Origin of the sequence: Serratia sp. NPDC087055 (assembly GCF_044900985.1) — a bacterium.
GTDB lineage: Bacteria > Pseudomonadota > Gammaproteobacteria > Enterobacterales > Enterobacteriaceae > Serratia.
Map to the genome: position 1 here is coordinate 36,104 of NZ_JBJDOG010000003.1, position 15,569 is coordinate 51,672.

General features: G+C 55.6%; 14 protein-coding genes and 1 pseudogene. 9 read left to right on the plus strand and 6 right to left on the minus strand.

The window, feature by feature from the left end; genetic code table 11:
- Positions 1–80 precede the first annotated feature (80 nt).
- Positions 81–2,519 (minus strand): ATP-dependent helicase HrpB, encoded by a 2,439-nt coding sequence (hrpB, locus tag ACI2J2_RS16390; RefSeq protein WP_404760446.1) that lies wholly within the window; start codon positions 2,517–2,519, stop codon positions 81–83.
- A 79-nt stretch (positions 2,520–2,598) separates the two neighbouring features.
- Here hrpB and thpR point away from each other — a divergent pair, with 79 nt between their 5' ends.
- The 6 genes and pseudogenes from thpR (at position 2,599) to folK (ending at position 7,703) form a co-directional block, all read left to right on the plus strand.
- Positions 2,599–3,141, plus strand: coding sequence for an RNA 2',3'-cyclic phosphodiesterase (gene thpR, locus ACI2J2_RS16395; RefSeq protein WP_209637554.1), 543 nt, complete (start codon positions 2,599–2,601; stop codon positions 3,139–3,141).
- A complete protein-coding gene (gene sfsA, locus ACI2J2_RS16400; RefSeq protein WP_404760447.1) occupies positions 3,138–3,845 on the plus strand; it encodes a DNA/RNA nuclease SfsA in 708 nt (235 codons plus the stop codon). The genes thpR and sfsA overlap by 4 nt, the downstream gene beginning before the upstream one ends.
- Positions 3,846–4,028: 183 nt before the next feature.
- Positions 4,029–4,484 (plus strand): RNA polymerase-binding protein DksA, encoded by a 456-nt coding sequence (gene dksA, locus ACI2J2_RS16405; protein ID WP_012146687.1) that lies wholly within the window; start codon positions 4,029–4,031, stop codon positions 4,482–4,484.
- Positions 4,485–4,680: 196 nt separating this feature from the next.
- Positions 4,681–5,591: pseudogene (gene gluQRS, locus ACI2J2_RS16410) on the plus strand (tRNA glutamyl-Q(34) synthetase GluQRS).
- 61 nt (positions 5,592–5,652) lie between these two features.
- A complete protein-coding gene (gene pcnB, locus ACI2J2_RS16415; RefSeq protein ID WP_404760566.1) occupies positions 5,653–7,203 on the plus strand; it encodes a polynucleotide adenylyltransferase PcnB in 1,551 nt (516 codons plus the stop codon).
- Positions 7,203–7,703 carry a 2-amino-4-hydroxy-6-hydroxymethyldihydropteridine diphosphokinase gene (gene folK / locus ACI2J2_RS16420; protein WP_404760448.1) on the plus strand — a complete coding sequence of 167 codons (501 nt, stop codon included), beginning with the start codon at positions 7,203–7,205 and terminating at the stop codon, positions 7,701–7,703. The genes pcnB and folK overlap by 1 nt, the downstream gene beginning before the upstream one ends.
- A 26-nt stretch (positions 7,704–7,729) precedes the next feature.
- Here folK and qseC read toward each other — a convergent pair whose 3' ends face one another.
- Both qseC and qseB read right to left on the minus strand, forming a co-directional pair.
- Positions 7,730–9,088 (minus strand): quorum sensing histidine kinase QseC, encoded by a 1,359-nt coding sequence (gene qseC / locus ACI2J2_RS16425; RefSeq protein ID WP_404760449.1) that lies wholly within the window; start codon positions 9,086–9,088, stop codon positions 7,730–7,732.
- Entirely contained in the window at positions 9,085–9,747 is a 663-nt protein-coding gene (gene qseB, locus ACI2J2_RS16430; protein ID WP_265556813.1) for a quorum sensing response regulator transcription factor QseB, read from the minus strand. The genes qseC and qseB overlap by 4 nt, the downstream gene beginning before the upstream one ends.
- 169 nt (positions 9,748–9,916) lie before the next feature.
- On the opposite strand from qseB, the gene panB reads away from it, so the two are divergent.
- The 3 genes from panB (at position 9,917) to panD (ending at position 12,162) form a co-directional block, all read left to right on the plus strand.
- Entirely contained in the window at positions 9,917–10,711 is a 795-nt protein-coding gene (panB, locus tag ACI2J2_RS16435; protein ID WP_404760450.1) for a 3-methyl-2-oxobutanoate hydroxymethyltransferase, read from the plus strand.
- Between the two features lie 91 nt (positions 10,712–10,802).
- Complete coding sequence (gene panC / locus ACI2J2_RS16440; RefSeq protein WP_209637544.1) at positions 10,803–11,657, plus strand: pantoate--beta-alanine ligase; 855 nt, start codon at positions 10,803–10,805, stop codon at positions 11,655–11,657.
- 124 nt (positions 11,658–11,781) lie between these two features.
- A complete protein-coding gene (gene panD, locus ACI2J2_RS16445) occupies positions 11,782–12,162 on the plus strand; it encodes an aspartate 1-decarboxylase (RefSeq protein WP_037416822.1) in 381 nt (126 codons plus the stop codon).
- A gap of 92 nt (positions 12,163–12,254) precedes the next feature.
- Here panD and ACI2J2_RS16450 read toward each other — a convergent pair whose 3' ends face one another.
- From ACI2J2_RS16450 to ACI2J2_RS16460, 3 genes are all read right to left on the minus strand, one after another.
- Positions 12,255–13,535: a polysaccharide deacetylase family protein gene (locus ACI2J2_RS16450; protein ID WP_209637542.1), complete on the minus strand. Its 1,281-nt coding sequence runs from the start codon at positions 13,533–13,535 to the stop codon at positions 12,255–12,257.
- 177 nt (positions 13,536–13,712) lie between these two features.
- The gene (locus ACI2J2_RS16455) at positions 13,713–14,483 is read right to left on the minus strand and encodes an ABC transporter permease (RefSeq protein WP_209637540.1); all 771 of its coding nucleotides are present in this window, start codon (positions 14,481–14,483) and stop codon (positions 13,713–13,715) included.
- Positions 14,480–15,403: an ABC transporter ATP-binding protein gene (locus ACI2J2_RS16460; RefSeq protein WP_209637537.1), complete on the minus strand. Its 924-nt coding sequence runs from the start codon at positions 15,401–15,403 to the stop codon at positions 14,480–14,482. Before ACI2J2_RS16460 ends, ACI2J2_RS16455 begins: the two co-directional genes overlap by 4 nt.
- Between the last annotated feature and the right edge of the window lie 166 nt (positions 15,404–15,569).

The window sequence follows — 15,569 nt, forward strand, 5'->3', positions numbered from 1 at the left end:
ATCCCGATGAGCTTACTCTGGTAAGTCATTCGCGTAAGTGAGTGCAGCCAACACAGATGCGGCGTCAAGTATAACGGGGATTACTGATACTTTTTCGTGCGCCGCGTCGGTGCGGTATTCGCCGGGTCGTCCGGCCACACGTGCTTCGGATACCGCCCTTTCATCTCTTTTTGCACTTCTTTGTAGGCCCCCTGCCAAAACGCCGCCAGATCGCCGGTGATTTGTAATGGCCTGTGCGCCGGTGAGAGTAACTCAAGCACTACCGGGATGCGACCTTCTGCCAGCATCGGGCTACGCTGTTCACCAAACACTTCTTGCAAACGCACGGCCAGCGCAGGCGGTTTGCCGGCGTCATAGCGAATCGGTAACCGGCTGCCGGTCGGCACAGTGTAATGAGTGGGTAACGCATTATCCAGCCGTTGCTTTTGCTGCCAGTCCAACAGCCGTGATAACGCCTCGGCAATGTTCACCTGTTTTAATCCACGCATGTCACGTACACCATTCAGCGACGGTAACAACCACTGCTCCAATGACGCCAGCAACGCGTCATCATCGACCGGGGGCCAGGCGGCCTCTGGCAGCCAGTTTTGTGCGCACTGCAAACGTAGGCGCAACTGCTCGGCGGCGGTATCCCAGTTAAGCACCGCCACCCCCTGAGCACGAACCCAGTTGAGCAATGCCTGTTGCAGCTCTTCGTCTGCCGGTTTGGCAAGGGGTTGTGCACGCAACGTCAAACGGCCAATCTGCTGACGTTTCCAGGCGCGCAACGTGCCTTTTTCCTCGTCCCATTCCACAGCGGTTTGCTGGGAAACGATCGCCGGCAGTTGGGCCGCCAGCGCATCAATCTCTACCGGTAGCGCCAGCAAAATACGGGCGTCGGGGCTGTTATGCCCTTGCAACAGGCCAGGTACGATCAGCCAAGGGGCTCGCGACAATGCCTCATCCTGATTCATCGCAGCGCCCATACCGTTAGCCAGCAGGTAACGACCATCCTGACCACGCCGTTGAGCAATACGGTCAGTAAACGCCAACGCCAGGAGGCTCGGCGCCAGGTCAACATCCACCGGCCCCGCTTTTGTCTGTAAACGCCGGGCCAACTGGGTAGCACGGCGTTGCCAGTTCGGCTGCGGGCGGCTCAGCCAGTAGCCAATGTCCATTTGCCCGCTGCGTGGCGGTTCTTCCAGTAATGCCGCTAACGCAGCGGCTGTCGCAAGCCCATTGGCTCCTCGCTCTGCTCCCTGGGTTAGCATCGCCGCCAAACGCGGCTCACAGCCCAGAAGGGCCATCTGGCGACCACGCGCAGTCAGTTTATCGCCTTCATCGGTAGCACCAAGGTGCCGTAGCAGCCTTTTGGCGGCCGTCAGCGCCGTCTCCGGTGGCCGATCGAGCCAGGTCAATTGCGCAACGTCATGGCAGCCCCATTGCAGTAGCTCCAGCCAGAAAGCGGCGAGATCGCTTTGCACGATTTCCGGCTCCGCATGTTCCGCCGCCCGCTCTGCCTGCTCTTTGGCAAACAGATGCCAGCAAATGCCGGCCTCCAGGCGCCCTGCACGGCCAGCACGCTGGATCATTGATGCCTGGCTAATGCGTTGCGTCACCAATCGCGTAAGGCCGTTACGCACGTCATAACGCGCTACCCGCTCCAGACCACTGTCTACCACTAACCTAATGCCTTCGATGGTCAGGCTGGTTTCAGCGATGTTGGTTGCCAATACCACTTTACGGCGGCCTGCTGGTGCGGCCTGAATCGCTTTCTGCTGCTGTGCTAACGGCAAGGCACCGTACAGTGGGCATAACTCGATATCGCCCGCGACGTCACCGCTCAACCGCTCCAGTACGCGGTGGATTTCAGCCACGCCGGGCAAGAACAGCAGCAATGAGCCCGCCTGCTCAGACAACAGGCGCTTAACCGCGCTCGCCACACCGTCCTCCAGCCGTTGGTGGCTGGCTAATGGCTGATATTGACGCTCGACAGGGAAGCTGCGGCCAGCGGACACCACCACCGGCGCCTGTGGCAACAACTGCGTCAGACGAGCGTTATCCAGCGTCGCCGACATGATCAGCAGTTTTAAATCGTCGCGCAGCCCCTGCTGCACGTCCAATAGCAATGCCAGCGCCAGATCGGCCTGCAGGCTACGCTCATGGAACTCATCGAGAATCACTAACGAAACGCCCTGCAGCTCAGCATCCTGCTGCAACATGCGGGTAAGAATGCCTTCTGTCACCACCTCGAGCCGGGTATGCGGCCCACTTTTGCTTTCGGCGCGCATGCGGTAACCCACCGTCTGACCGGGTTCCTCCCCCAGTTGCTGCGCCAATCGGTATGCCACGTTTTTCGCCGCCAACCGCCGGGGTTCGAGCATAATAATGCGGCCCGGCAAACCGGCGTTAGCCAGGATCTGCAGCGGCAGCCAGGTCGATTTACCGGCACCGGTCGGTGCATGCAACAATACCTGCGGGGCGGATTGCAGTGCAGTGAGCAATTCATCAAGAACCGCACTGACGGGCAGTGAAGACACAGAACTCTCCGTAGTGGTTAACATTGGACGGCGCACATTGTAGCATTAGACTCTGCGTTTCCTTACTTGCCGGGTATCTATGTCCAGTTCGCGCCGCCTTTTTTTCGCCCTGACCTTACCGGATGCATTACAGCAGCAGGTGATCCGTTGGCGCGCAGAAAGCTTCACACCCGAAGCGGGTCGGCCAGTCGCAGCAGCCAATCTGCACCTGACGCTGGCCTTTCTCGGGGATGTTTCAGCACCAAAAGAAGCCGCGCTTAAAAAGCTGGCCAGCCGCATTCGCCAACCCGGCTTCAGCATGGTATTGGATGACCTTGGCCACTGGCCTCGTCCCGGCGTGGTTTGGTTAGGCACACGACGCGCCCCGCGCAGATTGCTGCAGTTGGCAGAGCTTTTGCGATCGCAGGCAGCCCGCAGCGGGTGTTATCAAAGCCCCATGCCGTTTCATCCGCACATCACACTATTGCGCTCTGCAACACAGCCCGTCGCCATACCACCGGCTACACCGGGATGGGTCTTCAGCGCCGACGCATTTGCCTTGTACCAGTCAGTTTTTGAAAACGGCCGCACGCGTTATCAGATGCTTGAACAATGGCCCTTAGCCAACCAGGACAACTCATGATTTTTACGCCACCGCTGCGCCATGCCACGCTGATTAAACGTTACAAACGCTTTCTGGCGGACGTCATCACGCCGGAGGGAGAAACCTTTACCCTGCACTGCGCCAACACCGGTGCCATGACCGGTTGCGCAACACCCGGCGACACCGTTTGGTATTCCACCTCAGATAATGCCAAACGCAAATACGCCCACAGTTGGGAACTGACACATACCCAACAAGGGGGCTGGATCTGTGTGAATACCTTACGTGCCAACACCTTGGTGCGCGAGGCTATCGAACAGAATCTAATCAATGAATTATCCGGTTACAGTAAAATCAGCAGCGAAGTAAAATATGGCAGTGAAAACAGTCGTATCGATTTGTTATTACAGGCAGAAAATCGAGCTAGCTGCTATATTGAAGTTAAGTCAGTCACATTATTGCAACAACAACGTGGTTACTTCCCTGATGCGGTAACGCTCAGAGGACAGAAGCACTTACGTGAGTTGCTAAGCGTGGTTGAAAGCGGGCAACGGGCGGTTTTGTTCTTTGCTGTGTTACATAGCGGTATTGGACAGGTCGCACCGGCACATCATATAGATGAGCGTTATGCGGCACTGTTGGCACAGGTTCAGCAATTGGGCGTAGAAGTCGTTTGTTATGGGGCTAAATTATCACCTGACGGTATATCTCTCTGCGATAAGTTACCGTTTTTTATCGATTAGCGCTGACTGGGCACAAATATTCCGACAACCGGTTATCGCGTCGCCAAATACGCCTTCCTTCACACCATTGTCAAGCAGGCGACAGGAATAATTGCCAACCTACGTCCCATCTGTTATTTATAGCGGCCTGTTTTTCCCCCGCATTGGGGATTCGATAGTGCGTGTGTATGTAGGAGAAGCAACATGCAAGAAGGGCAAACCCGTAAAACCTCGTCCTTGAGCATTCTCGCCATCGCTGGGGTGGAGCCGTACCAAGAGAAGCCGGGCGAAGAGTACATGAACGACGCCCAGTTGTCGCATTTCAAGCGCATTCTTGAAGCATGGCGCAACCAGCTCAGGGATGAAGTGGATCGTACTGTGTCGCATATGCAGGAAGAGGCTGCTAACTTCCCTGATCCGGCCGACCGTGCCACTCAGGAAGAAGAGTTCAGTCTTGAACTGCGTAACCGCGATCGCGAACGCAAACTGATTAAAAAGATCGAGAAAACGCTGAAGAAAGTAGAAGACGAAGATTTCGGCTACTGCGAATCCTGCGGCGTGGAGATTGGCATTCGTCGCCTTGAAGCGCGCCCGACTGCCGATTTGTGCATCGACTGCAAGACTCTGGCCGAAATCCGCGAAAAGCAGATGGCCGGCTAATATACCCAAAATAGGTGGAGTTGCATCAAGGCGGCAAGGGAGCTGATCCCAATGAGCTTACTCAAGTCAGTGATTAGGGTAAGTGAGTGCCGCCAACGCAGAAGCAACTTCAAAGATGACGGGTATACAGTTGTTACCGCTGCGGCGTGCGTCCTGCGTGCGCCGCACAGAGCAAAGGGAAAGTTTCCCCTCTGATATGCAAGAAAGACATTATGTGGGGCGCTTTGCCCCATCGCCTTCCGGGGATCTGCATTTCGGTTCGTTGATTGCAGCGCTGGGAAGCTACCTTCAGGCTCGTGCTCAACGCGGGCAGTGGTTGGTTCGCATTGAAGATATTGATCCCCCGCGCGAAGTTGCCGGTGCGGCCGATCGTATCTTATCCGCTCTGGAACACTATGGTCTCCACTGGGACGGCCAGGTCATCTATCAATCCCAACGCCACGAAGCCTACCGAGCCACGCTGGATCAACTCCATCAGCAAGGTCTCAGCTATTTCTGCAACTGTACCCGTAGCCGTATCCAGCAGATAGGTGGCCTCTATGACGGTCACTGCCGTCATTTGCATCTGGGTCCTCAGGGTGCCGCCATTCGTTTACGGCAGTCCGCACCGGTTTTCGCTTTTCACGACCGGCTGCAGGGCGAGTTGCACGCCGATCCCGCGTTGGCACGGGAAGACTTTATCATCCGTCGACGTGATGGCCTGTTCGCCTATAACCTGGCGGTAGTGGTTGACGATCATTTTCAGGGTGTTACCGAAATCGTACGCGGTGCCGATTTGATCGAACCGACAGTGCGCCAAATTGCGCTATATCATCAGTTGCAGGCACCGGTACCCACATATGCGCATTTGCCGCTGGCGCTGGGTGCTAACGGCATCAAACTCTCGAAACAAAACCATGCGCCAGCGTTGCCCGACGGTGATCCTCGCCCCGTGCTGGTTGCCGCATTGAAGTTTCTGCGCCAACCCCTGCCGGAAAGCTGGCAAGATCTTGACCTGCCGTTATTATTGAGCTGGGCAATCGCACACTGGAAGCTGGATAATGTACCGCGTCAGGAGGCAATCCCCTGGGCGGAAACACATCGGCATTCTCAAAAGAGCCATGGTGAGCTATGATTAGCCGCTATTTTTTGTTAGCGCCATTTTTATCAGACACTATCGAGGTGTACCATTTTTACCCGAGTAGCCAATTTCTGCCGTAAGGTGCTAATCCGCGATGACAAGCAGCCGCGCGATGAAGCGCCGGTCAGCGATAAAAACGTAGTCCGCGAAGAAAGCGTGGCGGCTGAACAGCCAGCTGCGCCGCAGCAACGTTCCGCCGATCGCGGCAGAGAAAGCCCTGCCCGCCGGCCGGCACCGCGTAAACGCCCACCTTTTCCTGCGGCAGAGGGAAACGGCTCAATGACCGTGATCCCGCGCGACCAGCACGCCATCTCACGTAAAGACATCAGTGAGAATGCGCTGAAGGTGCTCTATCGCCTGAATAAATCCGGCTTTGAAGCCTATCTGGTCGGTGGCGGCGTACGTGATCTGTTATTGGGCAAAAAGCCAAAAGATTTCGACATCACTACCAACGCAACCCCAGAGCAGGTGCGCAAGCTGTTCCGCAACTGCCGTCTGGTTGGCCGCCGTTTCCGCCTGGCTCACGTGATGTTCGGGCCTGAAATCATCGAGGTTGCGACCTTCCGTGGCCACCACGAACAGCAAACGCCGGAATCGGACAAGAATTCTTCCCAGCAGGCCCAAAACGGCATGCTGCTGCGTGACAACATCTTTGGCTCAATCGAAGAAGATGCTCAGCGCCGTGACTTTACCATCAACAGCTTGTATTACGGTGTCGCGGACTTCACCTTGCGTGATTACGTCAACGGCCTGCGCGATCTGAAGCAAGGCGTGATTCGCCTGATCGGCGATCCAGAAACTCGCTACCGTGAAGACCCGGTGCGCATGCTGCGTGCTGTGCGCTTTGCCGCCAAGCTGGACATGACCATCAGTGATGAAACCGCCGAGCCGATCCCCCGTCTGGCGTCCCTGCTACATGAGATCCCACCCGCGCGTCTGTTTGAGGAGTCACTCAAACTGTTACAGGCTGGCTACGGCTATCCGACCTATCTGAAGCTGTGTGAATACCAGTTGTTCCAGCCGTTATTCCCACAGATTGCACGTCACTTCACTCCTAACCATGACACGCCAATGGAACGTATCCTGGTGCAGGTGTTGAAGAATACCGACTATCGTCTGCAGAATGACATGCGCGTCAATCCGGCATTCCTGTTTGCTGCTATGCTTTGGTATCCGCTGCTGGAACATGCGCAGAAACTGGCGCAGGAAAGCGGGTTGGCCTATTACGATGCCTTCGCTCTGGCAATGAATGACGTGTTGGACGAGCAGTGCCGCTCGCTGGCGATCCCGAAACGTATCACCACGCTGGTTCGTGATATCTGGCAGTTGCAACTTCGGCTGTCACGCCGACAGGGCAAGCGCGCGCATAAACTGATGGAACACCCGAAGTTCCGCGCCGCTTACGATCTGCTGGCGCTGCGTGCGGAAGTGGAAGAAAACCCGGAAATGCTGCGTCTGACCGAATGGTGGGGCGAGTTCCAGGACGCCACGCCAGCGCGCCAAAAAAGCATGTTGAACACCTTGGGTGACGATCCGGCACCGCGCCGCACGCGTCAACGCCGCCCACGCCGCCGGACGCCGCGTAAAGAAGGGGAATAATGATCCGCGTTTATATCGCGCTGGGCAGTAACCTGGCGCACCCGCTACAACAGGTGAAAGCCGCACTGGAAGCGCTGGAGCATCTCCCGCGCACCCGGTTGATCGTTTGTTCTTCGTTTTACCGCACGAAACCGCTGGGGCCACAGAACCAGCCGGACTTTCTCAATGCCGTGGTTGCATTGGATACGTTATTGCCTGCCGAACAGCTCCTGGATCACACTCAGGCGATAGAGCGTAATCAGGGCCGCGTACGCAAAGATGAACGCTGGGGGCCTCGTACCCTGGATCTGGACATGATGCTCTATGGCGATCAGGTCATTCATACCGATCGCCTGACCGTGCCACATTACGGCCTGAAAGAGCGTGAGTTCATGCTCTATCCGCTGGCGGAAATCGCCCCCGAGTTGATCTTCCCGGATGGCGAATCCCTGGCCAGCTGCCTGAAACGCGTGCCGAAAAATGGCATGGAACTCTGGCATCACCCCAAGCAGAAATCCTGAGTCGGGCGCAGTTCATCTCCAGCGCCCTACAGCATCACCTGAGCAACAAATCCCCCTTCAGGTCGGTTGGCAAAGCTAACACGCAATCCATGTAAACCCGCGATACGCTCCACAATCGATAGCCCCAAACCACTCCCCGTTTGTTCCTGCCCCGGCGGACGATAAAAGCGCTCGCCAAGCCGTGTCAGATGCTCCGGCGTAACACCAGGGCCATCGTCCTCGACCTCCAGCAAGCGTTCTGTCAGCCTCACCGTGACCCTGCCCCCTTTCGGGGTATAACGCACGGCATTATCCACCAGATTGCGCACCAGCAATGACAGCAACAGCGGTTGCCCCTGTAACGGTGGCGGCGTACCTTGATGTTCATAGCGCAGCGTGACATTGGCGGCATGTGCATGGCGCTCATGCTCCGCCAGGAGCATCGGAACCCATTGACCCCAGTCGACCGTTTCCAGTTCGGCCAGACCGGACAGGGAGTCCAGCCGCGACAGTGTCAGCAGTTGATCGACCAACCGCGTGGCGCGATCGATGCTTATCGTCAGGTTGTCCAACGCATGCGCACGCATCGGCTCGTCGTCACCCGCCAGTTGCACGACTTCTGTCTGCACACGCAGTGCCGCAAGTGGGCTGCGTAACTCATGGGCAGCGTCTGACGTGAATCGCCGTTCCCGCACCAGCAACGCATTGATGCGGGCAAAGAGCGCGTTAAGCGCATCCACCAACGGACGTACCTCTGTCGGTACCTGGCCCGCATCCAGTGGTGTAGCATCATCCGGGGCGCGTTTGCGCAGCCCCGCGGCGACAGTGCGCAACGGCCGCAGCTCACGCCCGACCATCAGCGCAATCAGCACCATCAGGATCGGCAACGTCACCAACCACGGCACCAGTTGCCCGGTCACCATGCCTAGCGCCATATCCCGGCGATAGTCCCACTCCTGCCCCACCACAATGCGGTATCTCCCGTCGGGGCTGGTTAGCCACAGCAGACGCCAACTGTCGTCATCGCCTTTGCGTTCACCGTCGGTAAAGCCTTCACGCTCACCGTCAAAGCGGAAATCTGCGCCATTCTCGCCATCATTGAGCAACATTTTGCCGTCGCGATCGAAGATGGCGAATGCCAACGCGTCGTCGTCCTGCTCGCCACGTTTTCCGTGGTGCACCAGCCTCTTGGTTTTCGGCAAACTCCGCACGCTTTCCTCTGCCAGCAGATTACCCAGATTGGTGGTTGCCAGCCGTTTGGCGAACAGCATCTGTTGGGTATCAAACACTTCATTGATGTTGTTACGCATCATCATCCACGCCACCAAACTGGCAGAACACCAGGTCACTAACGCAAGCACACTGAAAATCAGGATCAACCGCAGCCGCAGACTGAGATGTTTCACGGCACATCCCCCAGCGTATAGCCCACACCGTGAATGGTACGGATAAAGCCGTTGCCCAGCTTCCGTCGCAGATGATGAATATGCACCTCCACCGCGTTGCTACTGACCTCATCGTCCCAGTTGTACAACTTTTCCTGGATCAAGGGACGAGCCAGCACCCGCCCTTTGTTGTGCAGGAACAACTCCAGCACCGCCAGCTCCCGCGGTGTTAATGTGACAGGCTCGCCGTTACAGCTCACGCTACGGGTGGCAGTATCAAACACCACGTTCCCATGTGCCAATTGCGGCATCAACTGGCCATGGCGACGGCGGATCAATGCCTGCAAACGTGCAGCAACCTCTGCCAGGGCAAAAGGCTTGCACAGGTAATCATCGGCGCCACTTTGCAGGCCGCTGACCCGTTGTTCCAGCGCATCACGTGCGGTCAGGATCAAGACAGGCACGTCATGGCCGGCCTGCCGCCACTGGCGCAACAAGTCCAGCCCGTCGAGGCCCGGCAGGCTGAGATCGAGGATCACGGCATCGTAAGGCGCACTTTCCAGCGCATTTTTACCAACCAGCCCATCGGTAAACCAGTCCAGATTAAAACCGAGTTTGGTCAGCCCAGCCTTGATACCGTCGCCAATTAATTTGTCATCTTCTATCAGCAAAATTCGCATGCGCGTCCTTTTTTAGCCCTTGTTATCCATTACACCACAAGGTTCTTAAGAACCTCTTAAGCATTATGATCTGCGCTACCCACCCCGTTAGGGTTACAGTAGAATGACAGCACTTTTTTGCAGCCAGAGCCCTGCGCACGCCGCACGGCTCGATTCAGGAGACGTAGTGATGAAACCCACCACCGTGACCCATTTGCGCCAGTGGAAACAGGAACAACGCAAGTTTGCCTCCTTAACCGCCTACGATGCCAGCTTTGCCAAATTGTTTGAAGAGCAAGGCGTTAAAGTGCTGCTGGTGGGTGACTCGCTGGGCATGACGCTGCAGGGCCACGACTCCACGCTGCCAGTCACCGTCGCCGACGTTGCCTACCATACCCGCGCCGTCCGTCGTGGCGCTCCAGCCTGCCTGTTACTGGCCGATCTGCCCTTTATGAGTTACGCCACGCCACAACTGGCCTGTACCAATGCCGCTGAGCTGATGCAAGCCGGCGCCAATATGGTGAAGCTGGAAGGCGGCAGTTGGCTGTGTGAAACAGTGAAAATGCTCACCGAGCGTGCCGTGCCCGTATGTGGTCATCTCGGCCTCACGCCACAGTCGGTAAACGTGTTCGGCGGCTACAAGGTGCAGGGCCGTGATGAGCTCGCTGCCAAACAATTATTGGAAGACGCACAAAATCTGGAACTGGCCGGTATTCAACTGCTGGTGCTGGAGTGCGTACCCACTGAGCTGGCGCGCAAAATCACTGAAGCCCTGGCAATTCCGGTGATCGGCATTGGCGCCGGTAATGTCACCGATGGCCAGATCCTGGTGATGCATGACGCGTTCGGCATTACCGGCGGCCATACACCGAAATTCGCTAAAAACTTCCTGGCGCAAAGCGGTGATATCCGCTCGGCGGTGCAACAATATATGCAGGATGTGGAGCAAGGAATTTATCCCGCAGAAGAACACTCATTTAACTAACGGCATGGTTTAATAGGCATAAATGGCGCCGCCTGATTACGCGCAGCAAGCGCATACAGCCGAGCAAAACAGCCTATCAAGGAGTTATGGAATGGTAATTATCGAGACCCTGCCGCTGTTGCGTCAGCAGATCCGCCGCTGGCGTCAAGATGGCAAACGTATCGCGTTGGTGCCTACCATGGGCAACCTTCACGAAGGCCATATGACATTGATCGATGAAGCGCGTGCACGTGCCGATATCGTGGTGGTCAGTATTTTCGTCAATCCAATGCAGTTCGAACGCCCTGAAGACTTGGCAAGTTACCCGCGCACCTTGCAAGAGGACAGCGAAAAGCTGACCCGCCGCGGTGTTGAACTGGTATTCGCCCCCGCGCCAGCGGATGTCTATCCTCAAGGTCTGGAACAACAAACCTACGTCGATGTACCCGGTATCTCCACCATGCTGGAAGGCGCCAGCCGCCCAGGGCATTTCCGCGGCGTGGCTACCATTGTCAGCAAGCTGTTCAATCTGGTGCAGCCGGATCTGGCCTGTTTTGGCGAGAAGGATTACCAGCAACTGGCGTTGATCCGCAAGATGGTGGCGGACATGGGTTACGATATCGAGATCGTCGGCGTTCCGACCGTACGGGCCAAAGATGGCCTGGCACTCAGTTCACGTAACAGCTATCTGACCGCCGAAGAGCGTAAAATTGCCCCGCAGCTCAGCAAGATCATGAATGCACTGGCAGAACAGCTCAGCAACGGTGAACGTCACGTCGACGAGCTGCTGGAGCAAACTGCAGCACACCTGCGCAACGCCGGTTTCATCCCTGACGAGCTGTTTATCCGTGACGCAGACAACCTGCAACCGCTGGGTGTTGAGAGCCAACGTGCGGTGGTGCTAATGGCCGCCTGGCTGGGTAAAGCGCGGTTGATCGACAATCAACAGGTTGATCTGACACTGTAGGTTATTTTTCGTGCAACCGTCACCGTTGAGGCCGGCCTGACAGTAGACAATGGCGGGCTTATCGGTGACGATATATTTCGGTATGGATGTTTAACCCAATCGCCTCTCTATATTAGGTAAAGCTATGATACGTACTATGCTGCAAGGTAAGCTACATCGGGTGAAAGTGACTCAGGCCGACTTGCACTATGAAGGCTCCTGCGCCATCGATCAGGACTTCCTGGAAGCCGCAGGCATTCTGGAATATGAAGCTATCGATATTTATAACGTTGATAACGGTCAGCGTTTCTCGACCTATGCTATCGCCGCAGAACGCGGTTCGCGCATTATTTCGGTCAACGGTGCGGCAGCACGCTGCGCCTGCGTGGGCGACAAGCTGATCATCTGTTCTTATGTGCAGATGAGCGATGCCGATGCCCGCCAACATCATCCGAAGGTTGCCTACTTCGAAGGTGACAACAACCTGCAGCGTAAGGCAAAAGCCGTACCGGTTCAGGTCGCTTAAACGCAAAAACGGGCGCTTTCGGCGCCCGTCTCATCTTTACGCTAAACACGTCGAATTGCATCGCGACGGCAAGGAACCGAAGCACGATGCACTTACTGCACTACCAGCGTTCCCGGCTTGTTGGCTATTCTGTCCGCCATTGTCTGAATAGAGTCGGTGCGCAAAATATATAGCCGCTTCAGCGTATAAGGATTATCCCCCGGCTTCACTTTGCCCTGCACCGTGGTTACCGCCATATGGAAACCGGCGTCTTTCGCTGCCTGAATCGCCCGCTGGTTATAGCCACCAAACGGGTAGGACAGATACAGCACGTGCGGATTAAACTGCGACAGCGCACGGCGTGAGTGCTCAAAATCGAATTCGATATTATGCAGGGAACGGCTCAGCAGGATCGGTTGACGGTTACCGTCAGTGCGATGCAGGAAATGCGTATGCGATTGCACATCGAATACGTCCTGAATCTGCTTCAGCTCGGAAATACTCATAAACTGCAGCGAGTCTGGGTTCCACTTCTGCGGATGGCGTTTGATGCGTGAGGAAATGATAAACGCGGTGGCGCGGAAGCCGTAGTCTTTCAGCACGGGATAAGCGTACCTGTAGACCGACTTTAGCCCGTCATCAAACGTCAGCACCACCGCCTTACCCGGCAAATTGATCTGGTTGTTCAGGTAAGCTTCCAACTGGTACAAGGAAATGGTGTCGTAGCCGGCCTGCTTCAGGTAGGTCATCTGGTTGCTGAACGCCACATCAGACGTGGTCGTCGACGTATGACGGAAGCGCTTGTTCTCTTCGTTCTTCAACAAATGATGATAAGTCAGTACCGGAATACCCGTGTCAATTTCACAGTCCAGCTCGCTGACATAACCCAGACGGTCACCAATGTTGATCTCATACCAGGTGTTGTTGAGCCGATCCTTCAGCTTACCGATGATCGGGTAACGCAGGTTCTCTTCCAGCACGCCAAAAACATCGCTGCCGTTATCCGCATCGGTATAGACGTTTGTCACTTTTTGGGTGATCAGGTTCTGGTTGGTCAGCGGCTTGTTCAGCTCACCAAGATCATCCTTCACTTTGCGCGATTTTTTGAGATTCCGCACATCGTCTTTATCGATAAAACCGGTACCGTGACCGAATTTGAACTCGTAATATTCCGCATCTGCCGGGAACACCTGAATCAGTTGCCCCTGCTTCACTTCACCAACCGGAATAACATGCTCGCCAATCAGCGAATAGACCTCGCTGTCGCGTTGCGCTTCCATATATTCGGATTTAACAGCACTGTCTTCCGACAACAAATTTGCCAGACTTGCCGGAGATGCAAATACCATCAGAATGCCGAGAAGCCCAGCCGCTATCTTATGTTTAGACCGCATGGTTATGTTCTGCTTACGAGTACGTAATAACAAAATGGAGGAAATGTGGAGCGCCAGCATAGCACGATTTGAACAGCGGGGAGAAAGGGGTTATTGGAGCAATTTTATTGATTTACATGATGTCTGTTTCAGGTCAAGAAAAGCGTCCCCGGACGACTGAACGGGGACGCCAGTTAATCAGGTACGCAGACCGCGGCCGCGTTCAATCAGGTACCATGACAACAGGTAGAACACCGCAATAAACGCCACCAGCACTGCCATCGTCAGCGCCAAGGGAACGTCGCTGATGCCCAGGAAACCGTAACGGAAACCGCTAATCATATACACGATCGGGTTCAGTTTGGACACCGCCTGCCAGAACGGCGGCAGCAGCGTCAGCGAGTAAAACACCCCGCCCAGATAGGTCAGCGGTGTCAGCACGAAGGTCGGAATCAGGCTGATATCGTCAAAGGTCGTGGCAAATACCGCGTTGATCAGCCCCGCCAGCGAAAACAAAATCGCCGTCAGCAGCAGTGTAGCGACAATCACCCACCAGGCGTGGATCTGCAATGGCACAAAGAACAGCGAAATCACGGTAACCAATACGCCGACGCAAATGCCGCGCGCCACGCCACCACCGACGTAACCGGCGATGACGACGTGCGTCGGAACCGGTGCCACCAGCAGTTCTTCAATGTTGCGCTGGAATTTGGCGCTGAAGAATGACGAAGCCACGTTGGCATACGAGTTGGTGATCACCGCCATCATGATCAAGCCCGGCACGATAAACTGCATGTAATCAAAACCGTGCATTTCACCAATGCGCGAACCAATCAGGTTGCCAAAGATGATGAAATACAGCGTCATGGTGATCACCGGTGGTACCAGCGTCTGGATCCAGATACGGGCAAAACGGTTGATCTCTTTGGCCCAGATACTCTGTAAGGCCACCCAATACAAACGCGTCATGCTTTTTCTCCATTGCCGTTAACCAGGGTGACGAACAGCTCTTCCAGCCGGTTAGCCTTGTTACGCATGCTCAGTACCTGAACACCCTGCGTGCTGAGTTGGGTAAACAGACCATTCAGGCCTTGCTCACGCATCACTTCAACTTCCAACGTTGAGGTGTCCGTCAGACGGTGGCGGTAACCGTCCAGCTTCGGCAATGGGCTTTTCGCGGCCAGATCCAGGATGAAGGTCTCGGACTTGAGCTTGGCCAACAACCCTTTCATTGAGGTATTTTCGACCAACTCACCGTTCTGGATAATGCCGATGTTGCGGCACAGCATTTCGGCCTCTTCCAAATAGTGAGTGGTAAGAATAATGGTGGTGCCTTGCGCGTTCAGCTCTTTCAGGAAGCCCCACATCGAGCGACGAAGTTCGATATCCACCCCGGCGGTCGGTTCATCGAGGATCAGCAGTTTTGGCTGATGCATCAGCGCTCGGGCAATCATCAGGCGACGCTTCATACCACCAGACAGCATGCGGGCGCGCTCTTCACGCTTGCCCCACAGATCCAGCTGAGTCAGGTATTTTTCCGCCCGCGCCAGTGCTTCACGGCGAGCTACGCCGTAGTAACCCGCCTGGTTGACGACTATCTGCATCACCGTTTCGAACGGGTTAAAGTTGAATTCCTGTGGCACCAGCCCGAGCTGGCGTTTGGCATTGACGATGTCTTTGTCGATGTCGTAGCCAAACACCCGCACGCTGCCGGACGTTTTATTAACCAGCGAACTGATAATGCCGATGGTCGTGGATTTTCCGGCACCGTTAGGCCCCAGCAAAGCATAGAAATCCCCGGCTTCGACATTCAGATCGATCCCGCGCAATGCCTTGACGCCACCGGCGTAAGTCTTGGTTAACTGCGCTAATTCCAGTGCATAATTCATAAGTTAAAAAGTACCTTGTGACGATGAGTATGCTGCTGCGTATTGTAATGAAGGTGATCTTATCATCAGCAGCGTTTTCACTGAGGCAAATCCGTGCGGAAAATTCAGGTTCCATCCCGCCATGCTGTATAAAAAGTGGCTGAATATCGTCTTGCGTAACGGTTCC